Annotated in this window: 20 protein-coding genes; 11 read left to right on the forward strand and 9 right to left on the reverse strand. The window is 73.5% G+C overall.

Annotated elements, in window-relative coordinates; all coding sequences use genetic code 11:
• Nucleotides 1-1,335 precede the first annotated feature (1,335 nt).
• From K1Y72_RS28525 to K1Y72_RS37390, 6 genes are read left to right on the forward strand one after another with little or no spacing between them, the layout of a single operon-like run.
• Entirely contained in the window at nucleotides 1,336-3,858 is a 2,523-nt protein-coding gene (locus K1Y72_RS28525) for a xanthine dehydrogenase family protein molybdopterin-binding subunit (protein WP_220169586.1), read from the forward strand.
• Entirely contained in the window at nucleotides 3,855-4,730 is an 876-nt protein-coding gene (locus tag K1Y72_RS28530) for an FAD binding domain-containing protein (RefSeq protein WP_220169587.1), read from the forward strand. Before K1Y72_RS28525 ends, K1Y72_RS28530 begins: the two co-directional genes overlap by 4 nt.
• The gene (locus K1Y72_RS28535; protein WP_220169588.1) at nucleotides 4,723-5,232 is read left to right on the forward strand and encodes a (2Fe-2S)-binding protein; all 510 of its coding nucleotides are present in this window, start codon (nucleotides 4,723-4,725) and stop codon (nucleotides 5,230-5,232) included. The genes K1Y72_RS28530 and K1Y72_RS28535 overlap by 8 nt, the downstream gene beginning before the upstream one ends.
• Nucleotides 5,233-5,258: 26 nt before the next feature.
• The gene (locus K1Y72_RS28540) at nucleotides 5,259-6,293 is read left to right on the forward strand and encodes an SRPBCC family protein (RefSeq protein WP_308287268.1); all 1,035 of its coding nucleotides are present in this window, start codon (nucleotides 5,259-5,261) and stop codon (nucleotides 6,291-6,293) included.
• Between the two features lie 14 nt (nucleotides 6,294-6,307).
• A complete protein-coding gene (locus tag K1Y72_RS28545) occupies nucleotides 6,308-7,144 on the forward strand; it encodes a mycofactocin-coupled SDR family oxidoreductase (protein ID WP_220169590.1) in 837 nt (278 codons plus the stop codon).
• A gap of 34 nt (nucleotides 7,145-7,178) precedes the next feature.
• Nucleotides 7,179-8,366, forward strand: coding sequence for a cytochrome P450 (locus tag K1Y72_RS37390; RefSeq protein WP_220169591.1), 1,188 nt, complete (start codon nucleotides 7,179-7,181; stop codon nucleotides 8,364-8,366).
• 40 nt (nucleotides 8,367-8,406) lie between these two features.
• On the opposite strand, the gene K1Y72_RS28555 is transcribed toward K1Y72_RS37390, so the two are convergent.
• The 9 genes from K1Y72_RS28555 to K1Y72_RS28595 are packed head-to-tail and all read right to left on the reverse strand — an operon-like array spanning nucleotide 8,407 to nucleotide 17,462.
• A complete protein-coding gene (locus K1Y72_RS28555; protein WP_220169593.1) occupies nucleotides 8,407-9,123 on the reverse strand; it encodes a hypothetical protein in 717 nt (238 codons plus the stop codon).
• Nucleotides 9,120-10,406, reverse strand: coding sequence for an MCE family protein (locus tag K1Y72_RS28560; protein WP_220169594.1), 1,287 nt, complete (start codon nucleotides 10,404-10,406; stop codon nucleotides 9,120-9,122). Before K1Y72_RS28560 ends, K1Y72_RS28555 begins: the two co-directional genes overlap by 4 nt.
• On the reverse strand, nucleotides 10,403-11,434 hold the full coding sequence (locus K1Y72_RS28565; protein ID WP_220169595.1) for an MCE family protein: 1,032 nt from the start codon (nucleotides 11,432-11,434) through the stop codon (nucleotides 10,403-10,405). Before K1Y72_RS28565 ends, K1Y72_RS28560 begins: the two co-directional genes overlap by 4 nt.
• A 9-nt stretch (nucleotides 11,435-11,443) precedes the next feature.
• Complete coding sequence (locus tag K1Y72_RS28570; RefSeq protein WP_220169596.1) at nucleotides 11,444-12,469, reverse strand: MCE family protein; 1,026 nt, start codon at nucleotides 12,467-12,469, stop codon at nucleotides 11,444-11,446.
• Nucleotides 12,466-13,557, reverse strand: a complete 1,092-nt coding sequence (locus tag K1Y72_RS28575) for an MCE family protein (protein WP_220169597.1) — start codon at nucleotides 13,555-13,557, stop codon at nucleotides 12,466-12,468. Before K1Y72_RS28575 ends, K1Y72_RS28570 begins: the two co-directional genes overlap by 4 nt.
• A complete protein-coding gene (locus K1Y72_RS28580) occupies nucleotides 13,554-14,702 on the reverse strand; it encodes an MCE family protein (RefSeq protein ID WP_220169598.1) in 1,149 nt (382 codons plus the stop codon). The genes K1Y72_RS28575 and K1Y72_RS28580 overlap by 4 nt, the downstream gene beginning before the upstream one ends.
• The gene (locus K1Y72_RS28585; protein ID WP_220169599.1) at nucleotides 14,702-15,781 is read right to left on the reverse strand and encodes an MlaD family protein; all 1,080 of its coding nucleotides are present in this window, start codon (nucleotides 15,779-15,781) and stop codon (nucleotides 14,702-14,704) included. Before K1Y72_RS28585 ends, K1Y72_RS28580 begins: the two co-directional genes overlap by 1 nt.
• Nucleotides 15,778-16,626, reverse strand: coding sequence for an ABC transporter permease (locus tag K1Y72_RS28590; protein ID WP_220169600.1), 849 nt, complete (start codon nucleotides 16,624-16,626; stop codon nucleotides 15,778-15,780). The genes K1Y72_RS28585 and K1Y72_RS28590 overlap by 4 nt, the downstream gene beginning before the upstream one ends.
• Entirely contained in the window at nucleotides 16,626-17,462 is an 837-nt protein-coding gene (locus tag K1Y72_RS28595; RefSeq protein ID WP_308287269.1) for an MlaE family ABC transporter permease, read from the reverse strand. The genes K1Y72_RS28590 and K1Y72_RS28595 overlap by 1 nt, the downstream gene beginning before the upstream one ends.
• Before the next feature lie 300 nt (nucleotides 17,463-17,762).
• Here K1Y72_RS28595 and acuI point away from each other — a divergent pair, with 300 nt between their 5' ends.
• The 5 genes from acuI to K1Y72_RS28620 all read left to right on the forward strand — a co-directional run bounded on the left by acuI (nucleotide 17,763) and on the right by K1Y72_RS28620 (nucleotide 25,169).
• Complete coding sequence (gene acuI, locus K1Y72_RS28600) at nucleotides 17,763-18,761, forward strand: acrylyl-CoA reductase (NADPH) (protein WP_220169601.1); 999 nt, start codon at nucleotides 17,763-17,765, stop codon at nucleotides 18,759-18,761.
• Nucleotides 18,762-19,415: 654 nt separating this feature from the next.
• A complete protein-coding gene (locus tag K1Y72_RS28605; protein ID WP_220169602.1) occupies nucleotides 19,416-20,582 on the forward strand; it encodes a MaoC family dehydratase in 1,167 nt (388 codons plus the stop codon).
• A 76-nt stretch (nucleotides 20,583-20,658) separates the two neighbouring features.
• A complete protein-coding gene (locus K1Y72_RS28610) occupies nucleotides 20,659-22,632 on the forward strand; it encodes a class I adenylate-forming enzyme family protein (RefSeq protein ID WP_220169603.1) in 1,974 nt (657 codons plus the stop codon).
• A gap of 81 nt (nucleotides 22,633-22,713) precedes the next feature.
• Nucleotides 22,714-24,312: an SMP-30/gluconolactonase/LRE family protein gene (locus tag K1Y72_RS28615; RefSeq protein WP_220169604.1), complete on the forward strand. Its 1,599-nt coding sequence runs from the start codon at nucleotides 22,714-22,716 to the stop codon at nucleotides 24,310-24,312.
• Nucleotides 24,313-24,320: 8 nt separating this feature from the next.
• Entirely contained in the window at nucleotides 24,321-25,169 is an 849-nt protein-coding gene (locus tag K1Y72_RS28620; RefSeq protein WP_220169605.1) for an SDR family NAD(P)-dependent oxidoreductase, read from the forward strand.
• Nucleotides 25,170-25,353 lie beyond the last annotated feature (184 nt).

Consider the following 25,353-nt stretch of genomic DNA (forward strand, 5'->3'; position numbering starts at 1 on the left):
CCGCGTCGTGCTCCCCGCGTCGTGCTCCCCGCGTCGTGCTCCCCGCGTCGTGCTCCCCGCGCCGTGCTCCCCGCGCCGTGCTCCCCGCGCCGTGCTCCCCGCCCCGCGCAGCTCCGCCCCGTGCTCCCCGCCCCGCGCAGCTCCGCCCCGCGCTCCCCGCCCCGCGCAGCTCCGCCCCGCGCAGCTCCGCGCTCCGTGCTCTCCGCCCCGTGAGCCCCGCGACCGCAGCCCACGCCCGGCGGCTGCGCAGCGCCGCATGCTCTGTGGTTGCCGTGCCTCTCGTGCCGGCCGCACCGCGTCTCACGCCTCCGCGCCAGCCGCACCGCACTCCACGCTCTCGTGCCCGCGCTCCCGCGCGTGTGGTTCCCCGTCCCCGCTCCCTATCCAGATCGCCGTCCTGCCCCCCGTGCCGCTTGCCGCGTCCTATGTCGTTCTCCGGTGCCTCATGCGCCAGCCGCCCTGTGCCCCGTACGTCGGCCGCGTCCGCATGGCGCGCCGCTTGTTGCGTCCTGCGGCGCGCCCCGCACGCCGGCCGCCTTGCGTGCTTTGCTGCTCTCTGCGCGCTGGCCGCGCCGTTCCCTGTGCGCCACGCCGCTTGTTGCGTCCTGCGTCGCTCCCCACTCGTCACTCCTCGCTCCCCATTCGCCGCGTTCCGCACCTCATGCTTCGCTCCGCTTGCCGCGTCCCCTGCAGCTTTTCGCTCGTCGCGCCGCGTCCCGTGCCCCGCGTTCCGTGCTTTGCGGCGCTTGCCGCGTCCCGCGCAGCTTCTCGCTCGCTGCGCTGTGCCTCATGCTTCGCGCGCCGTGCCTCGCTCGCTGTCCCACGCGCTGTGCCTTGCTGGCCACGCCCCAGCGCTTGGCGGCAGTGGACTTCCTCAGGAGGAGAACAGCGTGACGGCGGGGGAGCCGATGGTGTCTGGTCGCTGCACGGTAGCGAGAGTATCATTCTCATAACAGAGACTTAGGATCTCGAATACTTGTCCTGATGGGTCGCTGCGTGGCCCTGCTGGTGGGCGTGGCGCGGCTAGCGCCGAGGGGTAGTGCCGCCTTTCAGTGGTTCGGTGTCGAGTCGCCCGCGTCGGCGGTAGGCGGCCTTGACCGCCTCGAAAACCGGTGTTAAGCAGTTCACTAGCGATGCTGAGCGATCGACCAGCATTGCGATCGGGCGCGTTCCGGCGTGCGTGGCGCAGGCCGCGCCTACGGCTCTAGGAGGACCTCGCGTGAGTGAGAACGTCACTCTCCATTCATGCACATGCCGCCCCGCGGAACCTCTGGCGAACCGGGAAACAGCGTGAGAGCGGCGGCGGCACGTTACGCCGGGGCGCGCGTCGCCCGAGTGGAAGATCCGCGGCTGCTCACCGGCCACGGGACGTTCGTGGACGACGTGGTGCGCCCAGGGATGCTGCACGCCTGCTTCGTGCGGAGCCCGCTGGCCCGCGCCCGGATCCTCGGCATCGACGCGACGGAGGCGCTGGCGGCCGAAGGCGTGCACGCCGTTTTCACCGCCGCCGACCTCAACCCCGACGTCGTCGAAGCCTGGTACACGCTGATCGGCCGCGACGTCCCGGACACCCCGCGCCCCCCGCTCGCCGAGGGCGAGGTCCGGTTCGTCGGCGATCCGGTGGCGCTGGTCGTCGCCGACGACCGCTACCTCGCGGAGGACGCCGCCGAGCTGGTGATCGTCGACTACGAGCCGCTGACGCCCGTCCCCGACTACGCGACGGCCCGCGAGGCGGCCGACCTGGTCCACGGCGCCTACCCGCGCAACGTCGCGGGCGACATGGCTGGCCCGCCGCTGGAGCAGCTCGCGCCGGCCTTCGAGGCGGCGGCCGTGGTGGTGCACGAGACGATCCACCAGCAGGGCTACGCGCAGGTGCCGATGGAGACGCGCGGCCTGGTCGTCGAGTGGTCGGCGCCGACCGGCGAGCTGACGCTCTGGGCCGCGACGCAGTCGCCGCACGAGGTGCGACTGTTCTGCTCGCGGCTGCTCGGGCTGCCCGAGCACCGGGTGCGGGTGCTGATGCGCGACACCGGCGGCGGCTTCGGGCAGAAGGTGGTGCCGCAGCGCGAGGACATGTGCGTCATGCTCGCCGCCCGCAAGGTGCGCGGCCCGCTGAAATGGATCGAGGACCGGCGCGAGAACCTCATGTCCGCAGGTCAGGCTCGCCACGAGCACGCCGACGCGCGGATCGCGCTCGCCGCCGACGGGACGATCCTCGCCGCCGCGGTCGACCACGTCCAGGACGTCGGCGCTTACCCGACGCCGTGGCCGGTCGGGACCGCCGCGGCCGTCGGGATGTTCTTCCCCGGGCCCTACCGCGTGCCGCAGGCGACCTGGTCGACGGCGTCGGTGTTCTCCAACACCGCCGGCCGGAACGCCTATCGTGGCCCCTGGCAGATGGAGTCGCTGGCGCGCGAGGTCCTGCTCGACGCCGGGGCGCGCCGCCTCGGCATCGACCCGGCGGAGCTGCGCCGCCGCAACCTGCTGCGCCGCGACGAGCTGCCGTACTTCAACCCCAACGGCATGCCTTACAGCGACATCACGCCGCTGGAGACGTTCGAGCAGGCGCTGAAAATGCTCGACTACGAGGCGTTCCGGAGCGAGCAGGAGCAGGCCCGCGCGCAGGGCCGCCACATCGGAGTCGGCACCTGCACCTATGTCGAGCCGACGACGGCCGCGATGGCGCTGCACGCCACCGAGGGGGCGACGATCCGGATCGAGCCGTCCGGCAAGGTCAACGTGTACGTGTCGGGCGGGTCGAGCGGCAACAGCATCGAGACGACGGTCGTGCAGCTCGCCGCGGACGCGCTCGGCGTCGACATCGCCGATGTCAGCACGATCCAAGGCGACACCGCCGTGACGCCGTTCGGTGGCGGCGCGGCGGGCAGCCGGTCGGGGTCGATGACGGCGGGCGCCGTCGGCGAGACCGCGGCGGTGCTGCGCGAGCGGATCGCCGCGATCGCCGCGCACAAGCTGGAGGCCGCCCCCGAGGACATCGAGCTGGCGGACGGGCACGCCCGCGTGCGCGGTGTCCCCGAGAGCGGTGTTCCGCTCTCTGAGATCGCCGCTCTCGCCTACTTCCAGCCCGAGCAGCTCCCGCCGGGAGTGCCCGCGGGCCTGGAGGCGTCCGGACGCTACCGCCCGGAGAACCCGATCATCTGGGCGAACGCGACGCACCTGTGCACCTGCGAGGTGGACGTGACGACCGGCGAAGTGCGGCTGCTCCGCTACATCGTCAGCGAGGACTGCGGACCGATGATCAACCCGAACGTGGTGGAGGGGCAGATCGCCGGCGGCGTCGTCCAGGGCATCGGCGGCGCGCTCCTGGAGCACCTGGCCTACGACGAGGACGGCAACCCCGTGGCGACCACCTTCATGGACTACCTGCTGCCGACGGCCGCCGACGTGCCCGACATCGAGTACGGCCACATCGAGACGCCCGCGCCGGGCCCCGGCGGCTACAAGGGCGTCGGCGAGGGCGGCGCGATCGGCGCGCCGCCCGCGGTGGTGAACGCCGTCGCCGACGCGCTCGCCCCGTTCGGCGTGGAGATCACCCGCCTACCACTGACCCCGGAACGCATCACCGGCCTGATCCGCAACGCGAGCGCCCCACACGGCCCGCGCACAACGGCCCGTGTGGATGATCCCAACGGCCCCAACGGCCCCAACGGCCCCAACGGCCCCGACGGCCCCAACGGCCCAGATGGCACGAGCAGCGCGAGCGCAACGGGCGGTGCGATCAGTGCAGATGTTGCGACCAGTGCGGGCGGTGAAAGCGGCGCGGACGGTGTGAGCGGTGTGGATGACGCGAGCGCAGCGGGTAGTGCAGGCAGCGCGGGCGGGGCGGTAGGGCGGTGAAGCCGGCGCCGTTCGCCTACCACGCTCCGGCGGGCGCCGCCGAGGCCGCCGCTCTGCTCGCCGACCTCGGCGAGGACGCCAAGGCCATCGCGGGCGGGCAGAGCCTCGTTCCGATGCTCGCGCTGCGCCTCGCCGTGCCCGAACACTTGGTGGACCTGCGCCGCGTGGACGAGCTGCGCGGCATCGAGGAGCGCGACGGCACGGTGCGGATCGGCGCCGGGACGACGCAGGCGGCGATCGGCCGGTCCGCGACGGTCGCGCGGGGCGTCCCGCTGCTGGCGCGGGCGACGCCGCTGATCGGGCACTTCCAGATCCGCAACCGCGGCACGCTCGGCGGATCGCTCGCCCACGCCGACGCCGCCGCCGAGTACCCGGCGGTCGCGCTCGCGCTGGACGCCCGCATCGAGACGCTGTCGCCGCGCGGGACGGGGACCATCGACGCGGCCGCCTTCTTCACCGGCCTCTGGACGACCGCGCTGGAACCCGACGAGCTCCTCACCGGCGTCGCCTTCCCCGTCTGGACGGGCCGCCGCGGCTTCGCCGTCGAGGAGTTCGCCCGGCGCGGCGGCGACTTCGCCCTCGCGGGCGCCGCCGTCGCCGTCGAGCTGGACGGCGACGACCGCGTCCGCCGCTGCGCGATCGGCCTGTTCGGGCTCGGTTCGACGCCGCTCCGCGCGCGCGCCGCCGAGGCCGCGGCGACCGGTGAGGTCGCCGCCGACATCGACGCGGACGACGTCGGGAGCGCCGCGACGGCGTCCCTGGAGTCGGTCCCGTCCGACCTGCACGCGTCCGCCGGGCACCGCACGCGCGTCGGCGCCGCCGTCGTCGCGCGGGCCTGGCGGCGAGCCATCCGGGAGGCCGCAGATGCCTGACGCCCATGCCCAGCAGGTCGCCGTCGAGGTGACCGTCAACGGGACGCGGCGCCGCGCCGCCGTCCCGCCGCGCCTCACCCTCGCCGACTACCTGCGCGAGCGCTGCGGCCTCACCGGCACGCACCTCGGCTGCGAGCACGGCGTGTGCGGGGCCTGCACGGTCCTGATCGACGGGGACGCCGTCCGCGCCTGCCTGGTCCTCGCCGTGCAGGCCGACGGAGCGGAGGTCACCACCGTGGAGGGCATCGCGGCGCCGGACGGGGAGCTATCGCCGGTGCAGGCGGCGTTCCGCGATCACCACGGGCTGCAGTGCGGGTTCTGCACGCCCGGGTTCGTCGTCTCGGTCACCGCGTTCCTGCGCGACCACCCCGACCCGACCGACGAGGAGATCCGCGACGGCCTGTCGGGCAACCTGTGCCGCTGCACCGGCTACCAGGGGATTCTCAAGGCCGTCCGCGCGGCGGCGGACGGCGCCGCGGCCGCGCCGAAGGAGCATGCGTGAAACTGGAGAACGCGATCACCATCCCCGTGCCCCGGGACGAGGCGTGGCGGGTGCTGCTCGACATCGAGCGGATCGCGCCCTGCGTCCCCGGCGCCACCCTCACCTCCCGCGACGGCGACCGCTACCACGGCCGCGTCAAGGTGAAGATCGGCCCGATCGGGCTCACCTACGGCGGGACGGTCGCGTTCGTCTCGCTGGACGAGGCGGCGGGCATCGCGGTGATGGAGGCGACCGGACGGGAGACGCGCGGCGGCGGGACCGCGAAGGCCACCGTCGTCTGCCGCCTCACCGGACGCGGTGCGACCACCGACGTCGCCGTCGAGACCGACCTCGCGATCACCGGCAGGCCCGCGCAGTTCGGACGCGGCGCGCTCACCGACGTCGCCGGCGCCCTGATCCGCCGGTTCGCCGACAACCTCGCCACCGAACTCGCATCCGCACAGCCCCCCATTCCCAGGTCTGAACCCGCGCCCGCTTCCGCGTCTGAACCCGCTGCGTCTGGATCAGTCGCGTCTGGGCTGGCCGCGTCTGAAGCCGCTGTGTCTGGGGCGGCTTCTTCTGGGCCGACCTCGCCTAGGTCGACGGCACACGGATCGGCCGAGTCCGAGTTGGCCTCCTCCGGGTCGGCCGCGTCCTCGCTGGGCGCGCCTGGATCGGTCGCGCCAGCATCGGCCCGAGCAGGATCGGTTGCGTCCGAGTCGGCCTCGTCCGGATCGGCCGCGTCCGCGCTGACCTCGGTCGGGCCTGCCGCGCCTGGGGCGGTCCCGGCCAGACCGGCCGCAACTGGATCGGCCTCGCCCAAGTCAGCCGTGCCCGAGCCGGCCGTGGACGAGCCGGGCACGGCCGGAACGGCCTCGCCCGAGCAGGCCCCGACCGGATCCGTCCCGATCGAGTCGGCGCCGATCGGAACGGCCCGCCGCGAGGGGGCTCCGCCGTTGGATCTGCTGCGTCCCGGGCAGGGCGCGCCGTTCCGGTACCTCGGCGTGGCCGCCGCCGTGGCCGCACTGCTCACCGCCGCCGCGCTCGTGCGGCGGCGCCGCCCACCCCGCCACCCCCACTGAAAAGAGGCAGCACGATGACCGGACGGGTCGAAGGAAAGGTCGCGTTCATCACCGGCGCCGCGCGCGGGCAGGGCCGCAGCCACGCGGTGCGCCTGGCGCAGGAGGGCGCCGACATCATCGCCGTCGACATCTGCGAGCAGCTCGACAGCGTGCCGATCCCCATGTCCACCCCCGAGGACCTGGACGAGACCGTCCGGCTGGTCCAGAAGACCGGCCGCCGCATCATCGCCAAGCAGGCCGACGTCCGCGACTTCGCCCAGCTGAAGGCCGTCGCCGACGAGGGCGTGCGGGAGTTCGGGCGCCTGGACATCGTCCTCGCCAACGCCGGTCTCGCCGCCGACGGCGACCCCGTCGAGACGCTCGACGAGACGCTGTGGCGCGACTCCATCGACGTCAACCTGACCGGCGTCTGGCTCACCGCCAAGGCGACGGTCCCGCACGTCATCGCGGGCGGCCGCGGCGGCTCGATCGTGCTGACGAGCTCGGTCGGCGGCCTGAAGGCGCACCCGAACATCGCCAACTACGTCGCCGCCAAGCACGGCGTCGTCGGGCTCATGCGCTCGATGGCGGTGGAGCTGGCCCAGCACCGCATCCGCGTCAACTCCGTGCACCCGACGCAGGTGGCCACCCCGATGTTCATGAACGACCTCACCTACCGGATGTTCCGCCCCGACCTGGAGAACCCGACCGAGGAGGACGTGGCGCCGATCTCGCAGATGATGAACGCGCTTCCCGTCCCCTGGGTGGAGGCCGAGGACGTCACCAACGCCGTGCTGTTCCTGGTCTCCGACGACAGCCGGTACATCACCGGGGTCCCGCTGCCGGTCGACGCGGGCTCGATGCTCAAGTAGCCGGCCGGGCCGCCATCCGCAGGAAGGGAAGCACGTGACCGACGAGCTCTACTGGGATCCCTACGACCCGCGCTTCGTCCCCGACCCCTACCCGACGTACCGGCGGCTCCGCGAGGAAGCGCCGCTCTACTACAACGAGAAGCACGATTTCTACGCCGTCAGCCGGTACGAGGACGTCGACCACGGGCTGGCGGACTGGGAGACCTACTCCTCGGCGCGCGGCGGCATCCTGGAGTTCATCAAGTCGGGCATCGAGATGCCGCCCGGCACGCTGATCTTCGAGGATCCCGAGCCGCACGACATCCACCGCCGGCTGCTGGTGAAGATCTTCACGCCGCGGCGGATCGCCGCGCTGGAGCCGCGCATCCGCGACTTCTGCGCCCGCACCCTGGACCCGCTCGCGGGCCGGGACCGGTTCGACCTCGTCGCCGACTTCGCGATCGAGATGCCGATGCGCGTCATCGGCATGCTGCTCGGCATCCCCGAGGCCGACCAGGCGGCGCTGCGCGACTCCGCCGACGAGAGCCTGCGGACCGAGGCCGGCGGCCAGATGGACCTGAAGGACGGGGCGATCCTCAGCAACGAGATGTTCGGCGACTACATCGCCTGGCGCGCGAAGAACCCCTCCGGCGACCTCATGACCAAGCTCCTCACGACCGAGTTCGAGGACGAGCACGGCGTCGTGCGGACCCTCACCCGCGACGAGGTCCTCACCTACGTCACCGTCGTCGCGGGCGCCGGCAACGAGACGACGGGGCGCCTCATCGGCTGGCTCGGCTCGGTCCTCGCCGCGCACCCCGACCAGCGGCGGGCGCTCGTCGACGATCCGGCGCTGGTCCCGAACGCGGTCGAGGAGGTGCTGCGGTACGAGCCGCCGGGCCCCTACATCGCCCGCTATGTCACCCGGGACGTGCGGGTGCACGGCGAGACGGTCCCGGCGGGCAGCTCGATGATGTTCATCGCGGCGGCCGGCAACCGCGACGAGCGCCGCTACCCCGATCCCGACCGGTTCGACGTGCGGCGCAAGATCGGGCAGCAGCTGACGTTCGGGATCGGCGTCCACTACTGCCTCGGCGCGGCGCTCGCCCGGCTGGAGGGCCGGGTGGCGCTGGAGGAGATCCTGCGCCGGTTCCCGAGCTGGGACGTGGACGAGGACGGCGCCAGGCTGGCGCAGACCTCGACCGTCCGGGGCTGGGAGACGCTGCCGGTGATCGTCCGCTGAGGCCCGGCGGGGGCGGGCCGGTCCCGCCCCCGCCGGCGGCTCAGGACTTGGCGCCGGTGCTGGGAATGCCGTTTCCGCCGTTGGCGACGGGCTTGCCGTTCAGGTCGGTGGTCGCCTCGACGCCCTGGCTGAGCAGCGTGATGTTCTGGGCGAGCCACCGGCCCGAGACGCGCTTCATGCTGAGCGCGACGGTGGCGCCGGTGTTGGACTGGATCGTCTTGGCGCTGGTCACCTTCGTGTTGATGACGACCATGACGTTGGCGTCGCGCCCCTTGATCTCGCCGGGGTAGACGCCGCTGACGGCGGCCTTCGAGCTGACCTTGTTGGTGCTGAAATAGCTGGTCAGGGTCGCGGCGGTGGGGCGGATGGCGTCCGCGGCGGCCGTGGTGAGCAGCGGGTACTTGGCGGCGAACGCCTGGTCCATGTGCCGGTAGTCCCAGTTGAAGAAGACGCCGGTGACCTTGGTGGCGCTCGCGGCGAGGTCGCGGCGCTGCCGGGCGTCGGCGGCGAGGTCGTCCTTCTGCTCCCAGACGGCGCCGAGCGCGGCGCTCGCCGCCACGAGCGCGGCGACGGGCGCGAGCAGCAGGATCCGCCGCCGCAGGGACGTCCGGCGGGGCGGCGGCGCGGCCGGGACGGCCGCCAGGGACGCGGCCCAGACCTCGGGCGACACCTCCGGGATGCGCGCCTTCGCCGGCGCCTTCACCGGCGCCTTCTTCGCAGGCGCCTTCTTCACGGCGACGGCCGTCGTGGTCTTCACCGGTTCCTCCTTCTCCGGACGGGGCGCCGGGCGATCCCGGCCGTGCTCAGCAGGACGCGCAGCAGGATCAGCCCCGCTGCCAGCGGCGGCAGGTAGATCAGCCACGACAGGGGGTCGTGGCGTTCGCCGTCCGCCGCGTTGCGGGCCGCCACCGCCTCCGGCGTCGCCGTCGCCGGCTTCGACACCGTCGCGGCGGTCTTGTCCTTCTCCGCCATCGGCGGGATCTGCTGCTTGGGCAGGGCGACGCCGGGGCAGGACGGGATATTCGGTATGCCGGGAAGCGGAACGAGGTTCTTGTACTCCATGGCCGAGGTGACGGGCGTGAACGTCAGCAGGAAGGTGATGTTGAGAGTGGGCTTCCCGTTGACGAAGGTGACGGCGCCCTTCATCGCGGTCGCGAGCTGCGGCGTCCAGCGCAGCCCCTTGTCGAGGTCGGCGACGTTGCCGTCACTGAGGACCGTCGGGAGCCCGGCGTTCATGGCGCGCAGCATGCACTGCGCGGCGGGCCGCGCCGCGCGGAGCAGCCGGTCGCTCCGCTCCAGCAGCGCGGGCGCGGTCGTGCGGATCCGCGCCAGCGCGTCGTCGACGGCGGCGAGCGAGGAGGTGATCTCGGCGGTGCTCGCGATGCCGGCGCCGAGGTCGCCGCGGTGGGCGGCGAGGACGCCGGTCAGCGTGCCGAGGTCGGTGACGAGCCCGTCGAGGGTGGCGGTGTCGTCGGCGAAGGTCCCGGCGAGGCGGGACGCGCCGTCGACGGTGAGCCGCAGGGTGTCGCCGCGCCCGTCCAGGCCGCGCGCGAGCTCGCGGGTGACGGTCCGCAGGTTCTTCGGGTCCAGGCCCTCGATGGCCCGGGTGACCGCCGCGAACAGGTCGCCGTAGCTCTCGGTGACGCTCGTCCGGCCCAGCGGGATGACCTCGCCGGGCCGCATCGCGGGCCCGCCGACGCGGCCGCCGGCGGGTTCGAGGTCCACGTAGGGCTCGCCGATGGCCGATTTCAGGCCGGCGGCGGCGGTCACGTCCCGCGGGAGGCGCTCGCCCTTGTCGATGTCGAGGCGGACGGCGACGGCGCCGCCGTCCAGCCGCACCGAGTGGATCTTCCCGACGGGGACGCCGAGGTAGGTGACGTCGAAGCCGGGCTGCAGGCCGGACGAGCCGGCGAACCGCGCGGTGATCGGGTAGGGGCGGTCCAGGGGGTCGAAGCCGAGGACGTTGCGCACCGCCCAGACGGTGAGGACGAGGGCGAGCAGCGCGAAGGCGGCCAGGTTGAGCCGGATCCGGCGGGTCACTTCCGCGGTCCCAGCATGCGGACGAGGTCGGCGAGCGACGCCGGCGACTTCCCGGCGGCGCGGGTGGCGGAGCCGTTGAAGTCCAGCACCGGGTAGGTGAGGAGCTGGCCGTTGTAGACCTGCCGGGGCATCCGGGAGACGAACTCCTGGAGGCGGGTGATGAGGGTGCCGAGCCTGGTCCGGTCGGCGGCGAGCACCTCGAAGGTCGGGCCGGTCTGCTCGATGAGGCGGCGGAGCTGGTCGGTGTGCCGGGCGAGGACGGTGTCGTTGACGGTCTTGGCGAGGTCGGACAGGGCGTGCACCGCGTCCAGGATCCTGGTGCGGTCGTCGGCGAGCAGCCGGGTGGCGTCGGCGAGCCGGCCGGGCAGCCGGTCCAGGGACTTCTCGTGCGCGGCGAGCTGCCGGCCGAGGGTGGCGAGGTCGTCGACGGCCCGCGCGAGCTCGGCGCGGTGCTCGCCGAAGGTCCGCAGCAGCGTCCCGGCGTTGGCGATCATCTTGTTGAGCTCGGGGCCGCGCCCGCCGAGCGCGGTGCCCGCGGTGTGGACGAGGCCGGGCGCGTCGCCGTCGGCGAGCGCGCCGATCAGCGGGGCGGCCTGCCCGATGATGTCCTCGAACCCCGGGCTGGTCGTGGTGGAGGCGATCGCCGCGTGGTCCGCGAGGAACGGCCCCTGGTTCAGCGCCCGGCCCGGCGGTGGCTGGAGCTGGACATAGTTCTCGCCGAGGAGCGAGGTCACCGTCACCTTGGCGGTGGTGCCGGTGGGGACCCGCACCTTCTCGACGATCGACATGGTGACGCGGGACCGGTAGCCCGCCGGGGTGTCCACCAGGTCGATCCTCCGGACGGACCCGACCGTCACGTCGGCGACCTTGACGCTGTGGCCGGCGACGAGGTTCTGCACGTCGGCGAAGTCGGCGGTGAGGGTGAGCGGCCCCGTCGGAGCGTGCAGGGTCTGCGGCGAGCACCCGCACAGCCCCCCGCACAGCACCGCGCAGAGCGCGAGCGCCCCGGCGAGCAGGATGGGTCTCAACGTGGGCTCCTACCGGCAGTTGGAGTAGGGGGGCGGGAGCGGGCACGGCACCTTGTCGCTGATGGTGGGCTCGCTGAGGACCGCGGCCAGGTAGGACCGGGCGAAGTTGTCGAGGGTGATCCGCAGGTTGATCGCGCCGACCTTGGGGTCGTAGGCGTTGACGAACTGGTAGCCGAGGCCGGGCAGGGCCTGGATGAGGTCGGCGAGGCTCTGGGCGCTGCCCTGCATCATCAGGGTGACCTGGGCGACCTTCTGCAGGTCGCCGGGCAGCGTGTCCTCATGCATCTTGATGAGGACGTCGCCGCGCTCGGCGAGGTCGGCGATGGCCTCGACGAGCGTCCGGATGTCGGCCCGCTCGTCGGCGAGCATCCGGGACGCGGTGGAGAAGTTGCCGATGAGGCTGCCGAGCGTCCGCTCGCGGCCGCGGACGACGGCGGCGACGCGGGCGAGGTTGCGGGCGACGCGGAGGAGCTGCTCGTCCTGCCCGGCGAGGTCGCTGACGAGCTGCCCGGTCTGCTGGAACGCGGCGTTGAACGCGGCGCCGTTGCCGTCCAGGCTGCGCGCGGCGTTGCCGAGCGCGGTGCCGGCCTTGGCGGGGTCGAAGCCGTTGAGGAGCCGGCCGAAGGAGGTGAGCGCGTCGTTGACCTCGACCGGCACCTGCGTCCGGTCGATCCGCAGGACGGCGCCGTCGGCCATCTTCGGCAGGCCCGGACGCCAGGCGGGCGCGAACGTCAGGGTCCGCTCGCCGATGAGGCTGAGCGGGACGATCGCCGCCCGCGCGGTCGCGGGGACCGGCACGTCCCGGTGAATCGACGCGACGACGCGGACCTGCCCGTTCACGGGAGTCACCGACTCGACCTTGCCCACGTTCACGCCCATGACCTGTACGGGCGAGCCGGGGTAGAACGACACGGCCCGGGTGAAGTAGGCCGTCACGCGGTAGGACGACGGCCCGCCGAGGACGGAGCAGCCGCCGAGTGCGAGGACGAGCGCGGCGGCGGCGAGCGCGGCGGCGGTGCGGGGGCGGCGCGTCATCCGACCTGTCCCGTCGGGACGAGCGGATAGTTGGGCGGGTTGAAGTTCGGCTGCGGGCCGACGACGCCGGGCTGGACGGGCCCGAACCCGACGAAGCCGCCCTCCATCCAGCGGCCCTCGCGGCTGCCGCTCGTGCTCATGCCGTAGAAGGCGGGCCCGAACCAGGCGAGGGCGACGTTCAGCGACGGCAGGTTGTCGCCGGTCAGCGTCTGCGCGGCGAGGTGGAAGTCGTTCAGCACGGTGTTCAGCTGCTTCTGGTGCGCGGCGAGGGTGGTGTCGAGGGTCTTGACGACCCGGCTGCCGCCGCCGAGCGCGGCGGCGAGGTCGTCGCGGCGGCGCGCCAGCTCCTTCAGCAGCGTGTCGCCGTACCGGAGGAGCTGCGCGAGCTGCTCGTCCTTGGACGCGAGCGTCGCCGTCAGCTTGTCGCTGTTGGCGATGATGGCGGCGACCTGCGGGAACGAGGCGTTCAGCGCGGTGCTGACCTTCCGCAGGTCGGCGAGCATCCGCGCGGTCTCCTGCTGGGACGGCAGCTTCACCTTGGCGGCCTCGGTGAGCAGCCGGTCGACCGAGGCCGCGTCGAGCCGCCCGGCGACGTTGGACGCGCCGCCGAGGGTGTCGCTCAGCGTATACGGGATGCTGGTGCGCTCCAGCGGGATCCGCCGCCGCGCGTCCGGCAGCCCCTTCAGGTAGGGGGCGGCGACCGGTCCCGACAGCTTGACGTACTGGCCGCCGAGCAGGTTCGACAGCCGGATGTCGGCGTGCATCCCGGTACCGAGCCGGACACCGGAATCGACCTTCCACGTCACCACGATGTGGCCGTTGCGGAAGTCGGGCTCGATCCGGGTGACCTTGCCGACGGTGACGCCGGCGAGCTGCACCTCGCTGCCCTTCTGCAGCCCGCCGGTGCCGGCGAAGACGCCGCTCACCGCGTAGCCGCCCTGGCCGAGGCCGAGGGTGCCGTAGGCGTAGGCGGCGAGGACGAGCGCGGCGAGCACCGGGATCGTCACCAGGGAGATCGCGACGGGGTCGCGGTCGCGGAAGGAGCGCGTGAACGCCCGCCGCCACCGGTCCGGCGTCCGCGCGCTCACCGCGCCGCCCCGTTCTGCCCGCCGAGGAACGCCATCTGCACCATCGCCTTGAACACCTGCTGCTGCTGGGGGGTGAGGCGCGCGGCCTCGGCGCTCACCGCGGGCGAGGCGCCGGTGCTGCCGACGGCCGGGGGCGGCGGCAGGTTCTCGGGGAACGGGCAGGTGTCGCTGTAGACGATGTTCATGCAGAGGGCGTTGCCGCGCAGGAACTTGCCGCCGTCCATGAGGGTGAGCAGCGCCTGCAGCGCCGACGGCAGACTCTTGATCATCTTGTCGATGTCGCCCATCCGGCGGTGCGCGATCTCCATCAGGTCCCGGGTCCCGTCGATCATCCGGCCGAGCCGCGGGCCGGCGGTGCCGAGCACCGCGTCCAGGTTCGCCGCGACGTCCCCGAGGTGCGCGGTCGCGGTGCCGAGGGCGGCCCGGTCCTGCGCGAACGCCTGGGTCAGGTCGGTCAGGCTGGTGATCGTCTGCGCGATCTGGCGGTCCCGGGCGGCGAGCGCGCCGGTCACCGTCCGGTAGTCGGAGATCATCTGGCGGACGGTGCCGGTGCGGGTGCCGAGCAGCCGGAGCAGCGCCGCGAGGTTGCCGGTGATCTGGTCGATCCGGTCCCGGTTGCCGTCCAGCGCGGTCGCGAACGACTGCAGGATCTTGTTGATCTCGTTCGGGTCGACGCCGCCGACGAGCGGCCCGAGGTCGTTGATGAGCGCGCCGAGGTCGGCCGCCGACCGGGTCCGGGTGAGGACGCCGCCGCTCCGCAGCGCGGTGCGGCTCGTCCCGGTCTCCAGGTACACCTCGCGGCGGCCGATCAGGTCCCGCCAGCGGATCGCGGCCGCGGAGTCGTCGGGGATCCGCAGCCCCGGCCGGACCTTCATCGCGACGGCGGCGCGGCCGTCCACCACCTTCACCGAGGTGACGCGGCCGACGGGCGTCCCGGCGACCTTGACGATGTCGCCCTCGCGCAGCCCGCTCACGTCGTCGAACGTCGCCCGCAGCCGCAGGCCGGCGCCGACGTCGGCGCCGACGATGCGGACCGCCAGGTAGGCGGTCAGCAGGACGGTGACGACGCCGAACGCCAGGAAGCCGCGGGCGGCGCGCGCGTCCAGGCGCGTGCCGCGCCGCCGGGGCCGTCGGGCGCGGGCCATCAGTTCGCCCCCTTCCCGGCCGCCCGCCTGGCGGCGTCGGGGTCGTTCGGGATCGCCGGCTCGATCGGGCCGCAGACGCCCGGCAGCGCGTCGCAGAGCACCGTGCTCGGGTTGACGTGCACGGTGACGTTCGACAGCAGCGTGCCGTGCGGGCCCGGGATCGTCGCGATGCCGGTGAGCTGGGTGAGCAGCGAGCCGCTGCTGCTGATGAGGGCGGGGAACGCCGACCGGTTGCGGTACATGACGCCGACGGCCGGGACGATCGCGTCGATGATCCTTCCGGGGGCGTCCGGCAGCGTCACCAGGATCCCGGTCAGCGTGCGGGACGCGCCGGTGAGGCCGCCGAGCAGCCGGTCGAACTCGGCGGGGGAGCCGGTCACCGCGGGCAGCACGGTGTTCAGGTCGTCGGCCATGCGGGTGATGTCGCCGCCGTGCGCGGCGGCCGTGGCGGCGAGCGCGGCGCCGTCGCCGAGGACGGTGCCGAGGTCGCCGCTCCGGCGGGCGCCGAGGCCGAGCAGCGTCGCCGAGTCGTCGAGCAGGCCGCCGAGCTCGGCGCCGCGCCCGTCCAGGCCCGCGCCGAGCGTCCGCATGATGGTGGCGACGTCCTGCGGGCCGAGCGCGTCCAGCAGCGCGACGGTCGGCGCCGCCACGTCGGTGATCTCCTGCGGGTCGGCGGTGCGGGCGATGGTGGCGCCGTCGGGCAGGTAGGGGCCGCTCGCCTCGCCGGCGCCGGGCCGCAGGTCCACGTACTTCGGCCCGAACACCGACAGCGGGACGATCGCGGCCTCGGCGCCGACGGGCGCCCGCACGCCGCGGTCCAGCCGCAGCGTCACGCGGGCGCGGCCGTCGGGGGTGAGGCGGACCCCGGCGACCTGGCCGACCCGGACGCCGCGGATCTTCACGTCCGAGCGGTCGTCCAGGCCCTCCCCGGCGCGGGCGAAGACCGCCTGCAGCCGGGTCGAGCCGGGATGGGCGTCGCGGGCGGCGAGGAAGGACGCGGCGAGGGCGCCGGCCAGGACGGTGGCGCCGACGGCGCCGAAGCGGCGGCGGGCGCGGGAGGACAGGTCGGTGGTCCTCATCCGGTGAGGCTCACTGTTCCGCCGTGCCCCCAGAAGATGTACGAGAGCAGCAGGTTGACCATGACGATGGTGACCATCGACTCGCGGATGGCGCGGCCCGTCGCCAGGCCGACGCCGACCGGCCCGCCCGAGGCGTTGAAGCCCCGGTAGCAGTGCACCAGCACGATGATCACCGTGAAGACGACGACCTTCAGCACGCTGTAGAACACGTCGATCGGCGGCAGGTACAGGTGGAAGTAGTAGTCGTAGATGCCGGGGGAGATGCCGAAGAAGCCGATCGAGATGAGCCGCGTCGCGTAGAAGCTCGCGAACAGCGCCAGCAGGTAGAGCGGCACGAGCGTCGCGAGCGCCGCCGCCATCCGGGTGCAGACCAGGTAGGCCAGGGAGTTGATGCCCATGACCTCCAGCGCGTCGATCTCCTCGGAGATCCGCATCGCGCCGAGCTCGGCGGTGAACGACCCGCCGAGCTGGAACACCATCGCGACGCCCGCGATGATCGGCGTCACCTCGCGGACGTTGGCGTAGCTGGCGATGATGCCCGCCAGCGACTGCGCGCCGACCCGCTGGAGGCCCGGGATCGCCTGCAGCCCAACCGTGGTGCCGGTGAAGAACGACATGAAGAAGATGACCGCGGCCATGCCGAGGCCGAGCACGACGGCGCCGACGCCCGCGCTGATGTCGCTGATCTGCCGGAGCACCGCCTTCAGGTGCCGGCCGCGCGCGATATCGGCCACCAGGTGGTGCAGCACCATGCCGGAGAAGATCAGGAACTCGGTGAACTCGGGGGCGCGGAGCGGCCGGCGGCGCAGCGCGCCGGACACGCGGTACGGGACGATCGAGATCATCAGATCCTCGGCGGGAAGAGGGTGTAGGCCAGGGTGGAGATCACGTAGTTCGCCGCGAACACCAGCATCGCGGCGACGACGGCCGCCCGGTTGACCGCGCGCCCGACGCCGCTCGCCCCGTAATCGCAGGTCATGCCCTGCCAGCAGGAGACGGCGGCGGCGATGAAGCCGAACACCCACGCCTTGAACAGGGTGATCAGCAGGTCGGAGAGCTGCAGGAGCGACGTCGCCCCGTCGAAGTAGGAGCCGGGCGTGACGCCCTCCTGGACCACGTTGAAGAAGAACCCGCCGGCGATCCCGGCCAGGATGATCAGCGAGCAGAGCAGCACGCCGACGGTGCTCGCCGCCCAGAGCCGCGGCGTCACCAGCCGGTGCACCGGGTTGATGCCGAGCACCTCCATCGCGTCCAGCTCGTCGCGGATGCGCCGCGACCCGATGTCGGAGGTGATCGCCGACCCGCCGGCGCCGGAGATGAGCAGCGCCGCCGCGACCGGCGCGACCTGCGTGACGAGCGCCTGCACGACCGTCGCGCCGGTGCCCGACTCGGCGCCGAGCTGCCGGACGATCTGCCCGACCTGCAGCGCGATGGTGCCGCCGAGCGGCAGCGCGATCAGCATCACCGGCAGGGTGGTGACGCGGGCGATGAACCAGCACTGCTCGACCCACTCCACCCACCAGCGGCGCACGTCCCAGGACTTGCGGAACCCCTCCAGCGAGATCGCGAACAGCTTCCCCGACTGCTCCAGCCAGCCGAGCAGGAACCGGCCGGCCGGGCCGTCGCGCCACGGGCGGCGGGCGGCGGCGCGGCGGCGCGGCGCCGTCCGGACGGCGGTCACGGGCGCGTCCCGCCGGGGTGGGGGAGGTGCGGCGCTCTCTCCATGAGAATGAGAATCTCCTCAACGGATATCGATCTTCTCAAGAATGAATATGAGATGCGAAGTCCAAGAGAATGACAGTACATGCTTACCGGAGCGGTGCTGTCAAGGGAGGCGCCTGCGGGGGTTGACGACGGTCCGGCCCCGTGGAAGTTTCATACTCAATAATGAGAATGTTATTCTCAACGGGAGCCCGCGCGACGTCCGGACGGTATGGATCACGCCGCCGACCGGCCGTGCGAGGCGGCGGAAGGAGCGCGCATGCCGTTCTCAGCGATCCGGGCCGAGAAGGGGGACGCCGGCCCGACCGTCGCGGTCGCGCGCCTGGCGGAGGACGACCTCCCGGCCGGTCTCCCGGGCGGCGACGTGAGCGTCGACGTCGCCTACTCCACGCTGAACTACAAGGACGCCCTCGCCATCACCGGGCGGTCGCCGGTGGTGCGCCGCTTCCCCCTGGTGCTCGGCATCGACCTCGCGGGGACCGTCACCGCGAGCACCCACCCCGGCTGGAGCGAGGGCGACCGCGTCGTCCTCAACGGGCGGGGCGCCGGCGAGAGCCACTGGGGCGGCCTCGCCCAGCGCGCCCGCATCGGCGGCGACTGGCCGGTGCCGCTGCCCGCCGCCTTCACCCTCCGCCAGGCGATGGCGATCGGGACCGCCGGGTACACCGCGGCGCTCTGCGTGGACGCCCTCCTCGACCACGGGGCGCGTCCCGACCAGGGCGAGGTCCTGGTGACCGGCGCGACGGGCGGCGTCGGCGGCATCGCCGTCGCGCTGCTCGCCAGGGCGGGCTTCGACGTGGCCGCCTCGACCGGCAAGGCCGCCGAGGCCGGCTACCTCAAGGGGCTCGGCGCCGCCACCGTGCTCGACCGCGCCGAGCTCGCCGCCCCCGGCAAGCCCCTGCAGAAGGAGCGCTGGGCGGGCGTCGTCGACTCGGTCGGCAGCACCACCCTGGCCAACGCCTGCGCCCAGACCCGCTACGGCGGCGCCGTCGCCGCCTGCGGCCTGGCGCAGGGCATGGACCTCCCCGCGACGGTCGCGCCGTTCATCCTCCGCGGCGTCGCGCTGCTCGGCGTCGACAGCGTGATGGCCCCCGCCGCCAAGCGCACCGCGGCCTGGGAACGCCTCGCCCGCGACCTGGACCCGGACCTGCTGGACGGCACCGTCCGCGAGATCCCGCTCGCCGCCGCCCTGGACGCCGCCGCCGACCTCCTCGACGGCCGCGTCCGCGGCCGCCTCGTCGTCGACGTCAACCGCTGACCGCCGCCCATGAGCACCGACCGAGGAGCCCCCGTGAGCGAGCCCGCCGACGAACAAGCGAGCCCCCGCCCGGCCGAGCCCGCAACCCCCCAACCAAGAACCCCGCCCTCCACACCACCAAACGCCCCAACCCGCGCCCCTGCGAACGCGCTGACGGTCGTCCCGCCAGACGGGCCGGTGGGCGGCTCTGCGGGCGCCCCTGCGAACGCGCTGACGGTCGCCCCGCCAGACGGGTCGGCGGGCGGCTCTGCGGACGCCCCTGCGAACGCGCTGACGGTCGCCCCGCCAGACGGGCCGGTGGGCGGCTCTGCGGGCGCCCCTGCGAACGCGCTGACGGTCGCCCCGCCAGACGGGCCGGTGGGCGGCTCTGCGGGCGCCCCTGCGGGAGGGTCGACGGGCGTCTTCGGGAACGGGCTGACAGAAGGATCAACGGGCGAACCGACAGGCGGATCGGCGGAGGGGCCGGCAGGGAGGCCGACGGACGAATCGGCACGCGAGCCGGCACGTCAATCGATGGGCGGGAGCACGGGAGCGCGTGCGGGCGGGCGTGCGGGAGCGCGTGCGGGCAGGCTGATGGGCGGGAGTGCTGGCGCGGGTGCGGGTGGGCTCGCGGGCGGGAGTGCGAACGGGCAGGGCGGCGCGGAAGAGGGCGCCGTGCGGCTGGATCTGTCGGACGTCGAGCATCGCGTCGGCAAGCCGGTCGGCGGGGCGCAGCTGTGGGAGCCGTGCGCCGCGTCCGACATCCGCCGGTGGGTCATGGCGATGGACTACCCCAACCCGCTGCACTGGGACGAGCGGTTCGCCGGGGCGTCACGCTACGGCGGCATCGTCGCGCCGCAGTCGATCGCCGTCGCGCTGGACTACGGGCATGGCGCGCAGCCCGCCTGCGTCGGGCACATCCCCGGCAGCCACCTGATCTTCGGCGGTGAGGAGTGGTGGTTCTACGGCTGCCCCGTCCGGCCGGGCGACAAGCTGCTGCAAGAGCGCCGTTTCCACGACTACAAGGTCGCCGAGACCAAGTTCGCCGGGCCCACCATGTTCTCCCGCGGTGACACCGTGCATACCAATCAGAACGGTGTTCTCGTCGCGCGTGAACGCTCTACCGCGATCCGCTACCTGTCGGCCGAGGCGCGGAAGCGCGGCATGTACGACGACCGGGCCGGCGCGGCGCGGCGGTGGACGGCCGCCGAGCTGGACGCGATCGCCAAGGTCCGGCACGAGTGGATCCTGTCGAACCGGCTCGGCGTCTCGCCGCGGTTCGGCGACGTCAAGATCGGCGACGCGCTGCCCCGGCGGGCGATCGGCCCGCACAGCATCGCCTCCTTCACCACCGAGTACCGGGCGTTCCTGTTCAACATCTGGGGCACCTTCCGCTGGACGGCGCCGCCCGGTCTGGCCGACCCCTGGATCAACCAGGACCCGGGCTGGGGAGCGGACTTCGCCTTCGACGAGAAGGGCGCCGAGATCGACCCGCGCAAGCGCGACGGCCTGTACGTCGGTCCTTCCCGAGGGCACATCGACAAGGACCGGGCGGGCGAGGTCGGGATGGCCCGCGCCTACGGCTACGGCGCCACGATGGGCGCCTGGTGCACCGACTACCTGGCCTACTGGGCCGGCCACGAGGGACTGGTCCGGCACACCAAGGCCGACTTCCGCGCGCCCGCCTTCGAGGGCGACGTCACCTACTTCGACGCCGAGGTCACCGGCAAGGAGGAGGACTCGCCGTGGGGCGTGCCGCTCGTCCACGTCCGGCTGCGCCTCACCGACCAGGACGGCGGCGTGCTGGTGACCTGCAAGGCCGAGATCGAGCTGCCCCGCTAGAGCCGAGGACCAGGAGACGCCAATGGGCGCCGAAACCACACGCGCCGACCCACCAGACCCACCGACCGCATCGACCGTGCCGGACGCACCAGCCGCGCCGGACGCGTCGGCCCGGTCGGCGCGGCCGACCACACCGACCGGACCGACCGCACCGACCGGACCGACCGGACCGACCGGACCGACCGGACCGACCGGGCTGACCGCATCGACCGCACCGGACGCGTCGACCGGGCCGGACGCGTCGACTGGGCCGGACGCGTCGACTGGGCCGGACGCGTCGACTGGGCCGGACGCGTCGACTGGGCCGGACGCGCCGGTCGCGCCGGAGCTGCCGGTTCCGCCGGACGCGCCGATCGCATCGGGTCCGTCGATCGTTTCGGGGCCGCCGCTCGCCGACGAGCCGGGGCTCGGGCCGCTGACGCTGCCCGGCCTCCTGCGCCAGGTCACGGCCGACTTCGCCGATCGCGAGGCGCTCGTGCACCGCACGCCGGACGGCGCCGTCCGCTGGTCCTATGCCGAGCTGTGGGAGCGGAGCGTGGAGGTCGCGTGCGCGCTGCGCGCCGCCGGCCTCGGCAAGGACGGTCGCGTCGGCGTCCTCATGACCAACCGCCCCGAGTGGCTCGCGGCGTGCTTCGGGACGGCGCTGGCCGGGGGCGTCGTCGTCGCGCTCAGCACCTTCGCCGCGCCGCCCGAGCTGGACCACCTGCTGGACGTCTCCGACGTCTCGGTCCTGCTGTTCGAGCGGTCGGTGGCCGGCAAGGACTTCGCCGCGACCCTGTCCGCCCTGGAACCGGAGATCGGTACCGCCGCCCCGGGCGCGCTCCGCTCCGCCCGCTACCCCTACCTGCGCCACCTCGCCGCCGTCGGCGACGCGCCCGAGGGCGGAGCCGTCGAGGCGTGGGACGCGTTCCTCGCCCGCGGTAGGGACGAGCCGCGCGACCAGGTCGAGGCGGCGGCCGCGCGCGTGCGCCCGAGCGACACCGCCGCGCTGTTCTTCTCATCAGGCTCCACGAGCCGCCCGAAAGGGATCGTGAGCGCGCACCGCGGCATCGCCGTCCAGATGTGGCGGTTCCGCCGGATGTACGGTGTCGGGCCGGACGACCACGTCCGCTGCTGGACCGCGAACGGCTTCTTCTGGTCCGGCAACTTCGGCATGGCGCTCGGCACGACGCTAGCGGCGGGCGGCTCGCTCGTCCTGCAATCGACATTCGACGCTGCCGAGACGCTCACTCTCATGGAGACAGAGCGCGTTAATCTCCCCATCGCCTGGCCACATCAGTGGAAACAGCTCGAAGCCGCGCCGAACTGGGAGAGCGCCGACCTGTCGGCCATGCGGTTCGCCGACGCCGCCTTCCCGATCGCCCGCCATCCCACCGTGTCGTGCACGTGGACCGAGCCCGGCCACGCCTACGGCAACACCGAGACCTTCACCATCAGCACCTGCTACCCCGCCTGCACGCCGGACGAGGTCGCGGGCGGCAGCAGCGGCGTGCCGCTCCCCGGCAACACGATCAAGATCGTGGACCCGCTGGCCGGCACCGTCGTGCCGCGCGGCGAGCCCGGCGAGATCTGCGTCAAGGGGCCCACCCTCATGCTCGGCTACCTCGGCGTCCCGGCGGACGAGACCCTCGACGCCGACGGCTTCTTCCGCACCGGCGACGGCGGCCGCCTCGACGCGGCCGGGCGGCTCCACTGGGAGGGCCGGCTCACCGACGTCATCAAGACCGGCGGCGCCAACGTCTCGCCGAGCGAGGTGGACGAGGCGCTCGCCGAGCATCCCGCCGTCGAGGCGGCGCAGACCGTCGGCGTCCCGGACGACGCGCTCGGCGAGGCCGTCGTCGCCTGCGTCGTCCCGCGCCCTGGCGCGGATCCGGTGGCCGAGGAGCTGCGCGCCTTCCTGCGCGAGCGGCTGGCCGCCTACAAGGTGCCCCGCCACGTGCTGTTCCTCCGCGCGGACGAGCTCGCCCGCACCGGCAGCTCGAAGGTCAAACAGGCCGAGCTGCGGCGGCTCGCGGCCGAGCGGCTGGCCCCGCCGGAGCCCGCGGGCTAAAAAATTTCGGCGTATTCATCCTTATAAGGATTGTGATATCACATGGGAGAACGCGAAGGACGAGCCCGGGAGGCCGCCGGTATGGGACCGCAGCAGACGCGCCATCCCGGCGCGGTGACGATCGCGACGGCCGGCGGCTGGAGCGCGGAGCGGCTCACCCCGCCGAGCCGGCTGTTCGGTGCGAACGGGCTGCGCACCGGCCCCGACGGCCGGATCTACGTGGCGCAGGTGACCGGCAGCCAGATCAGCGCCCTGGACGTCGCGACCGGCGCGCTGGAGACCGTCAGCGCCAAGGGCGGCGAGATCATCGCGCCCGACGACGTCGCGTTCGACTCGCGCGGCGCCCTCTACGCGACCGAGGTCATGGACGGGCGGGTCAGCGTGCGCGGCGCCGACGGCCGCACCCGCGTCCTCCGCGACGACCTGCCGAGCGCGAACGGCATCACCGTGCACGCCGACCGGCTGTTCGTGAACGAGTGCCGCGTCGGCGGCCGGCTCATGGAGATCGGCGCGGACGGCGCGATCGTCCGCGTCCTCGCCGAGAACCTGGCGATGCCGAACGCGATGGAGGTCGGCCCCGACGGCCTCCTCTACTACCCGGTGATGGGCACCAACGACATCTGGCGCATCCACCCCGACGGCGGCGAGCCCGAGCGCGTCGCGGGGGACCTCGGCGTCCCCGACTCGGTGAAGTTCGCCCCGGACGGGTCGATCGTCTCCACCCAGGTGCAGACCGGCGAGGTGCTGCGCATCGACCCGCGCAGCGGCGAGCGCAGCGTTCTCGCCCGGCTCAGCCCCGGCCTGGACAACTGCACGTTCATCGACGGACGGCTGTTCGTCTCCAACTTCACCGGCGAGATCACCGAGATCCTCGCCGGCGGCGGGACGCGCACCACCCTGCCGGGCGGGCTGAACTGGCCGCTCGGCCTCGCCGCGGGCGACGACGGCGAGATCTACATCGCCGACGGCACCTACTTCTACGCCCTCCGCCCCGGCGGGACGCCGCGGACGCTCGGGATGCTGTTCAGCCCCGGCTACCCGGGCTTCGTGCGGGGCGTCGCGGCCGTCGGAGAGGGCGAATTCGTCGTCACCACCTCCGGCGGCCAGGTCGCGCGCTACCGGCCTGCCGCACAGGAGAGCGAGGTTCTCGCCGACGGCCTGGACCAGCTCTACGGCGTCGCGGTCGGCCCGGACGGCGCGATCGTCGCGGCCGAGCTCGGCAAGGGCCGCGTGCTGGCGGTCCGGGGCGGCGGCGTCGAGGAACTCGCGACCGGCCTGGACGAGCCGCTCGGCGTCGCGTTCGGCCCGGACGGCGCGGTCCTGGTCTCCGAGCCGGGCGCCGGACGCGTCGTCAAGATCGCCGGCGGTCGCACGGACACGGTGGTGGACGGCCTCGGCGCGCCGCAGGGCATCCTCGTGCACAACGGGCGGCTCCTCATCCTTGACGCCGACGCCAAGACGCTGATCAGCGCCGACCCGGCGACCGGCGCCCGCGACGTCATCGCCTCCGGACTGCCGGTGGGCGCCCCGTCCGGCGTGACGCCCAAGCCGCTGAAGGGCCTGCCCCCGTTCTCCGGCCCGCAAGGCCCGTTCGCGGACCTCGCCGCCGGACCGGACGGCACCCTCTACCTCTCCGCCGACGCCGAGGGCAGCGTCATCGCTCTCCGCCAGACAAAATGAGCGTCACTATGAGCGGAAGCGAGCTTCTCGACCTCTCCGGCCGCGTCGTCATCGTCGCCGGCGCGGGCGGCGGCGGCATCGGTACCGCGACCGCCGCCCTGACGGCCCGCGCGGGCGCGACCGTCGTCGCCGTCAGCCGGTCCCGCGACAACCTGGACGAGCACATCGGGCCCCTGGTGAAGGACGGCCTGCCCGTCGTCCCGGTCGCCGCCGACGTCTCCACCGACCAGGGCGTGGCGGCCGCGATGGAAGCGGCCGACCGCGCGGACGGCGAACTGTACGGGCTCGTCAACGTCGCGGGCGGCGCGGCCCCCGCCACCTGGATGCCCGCCACGCGGGTGACCCGCGAGGACTGGCGGGCACTGTTCGCGCAGAACCTGGAAACGATGTTCTTCATGAGCCAGGCCGTCGCCGCCGAGCTGAAGCGGCGCGGCCGCCCCGGCTCGATCGTCTCGGTCTCCTCGATCAGCGGCATGAACACCGCGCCGCTGCACATCGCCTACGGGACGGCCAAGGCGGCGCTCGTCGCGGCCACCCGCACCCTCGCCGCAGAGCTGGCCCAGGACGGCGTCCGCGTCAACGCGATCGCCCCCGGCGTCACCGCCACCCCCGCCTCGGGCACCTACGTGGACGCCGACCCCGAACGCGACCGCCGCGCCATCGCGATGGGCCGCCGGGGCACCCCCGAAGAGCAGGCGGGCGCCGCCCTGTTCCTGCTCTCCGACCTCGCCGGCTACATCACCGGCCAGACGATCCTGGTCGACGGCGGCCTCAACCTCAAATGGACGCACCTGGCCGCCGACAACACCTCCCTCTTCCTCAAGGACGAGTCGTTCCGCGCCGCGATCACGCGCTAGCCGATCCCCACCCCGGGGAGGACCCCATGAGCGAAACCCCCATCCCCAACCCGCCCACAGCACCCTCCACGTCCACTTCACCCACCGAGCCTGCCGCACCCGCCGCGCCCGAAGCGCGCACCGCGATCGCCGGGGCCGCCGCACGCGCCATGCCCGGCGCGCCCGCCGCACCCCGTGCATCCGA

It is taken from the genome of Actinomadura parmotrematis (genome assembly GCF_019458805.1).
Classification (GTDB): domain Bacteria; phylum Actinomycetota; class Actinomycetes; order Streptosporangiales; family Streptosporangiaceae; genus Spirillospora; species Spirillospora parmotrematis.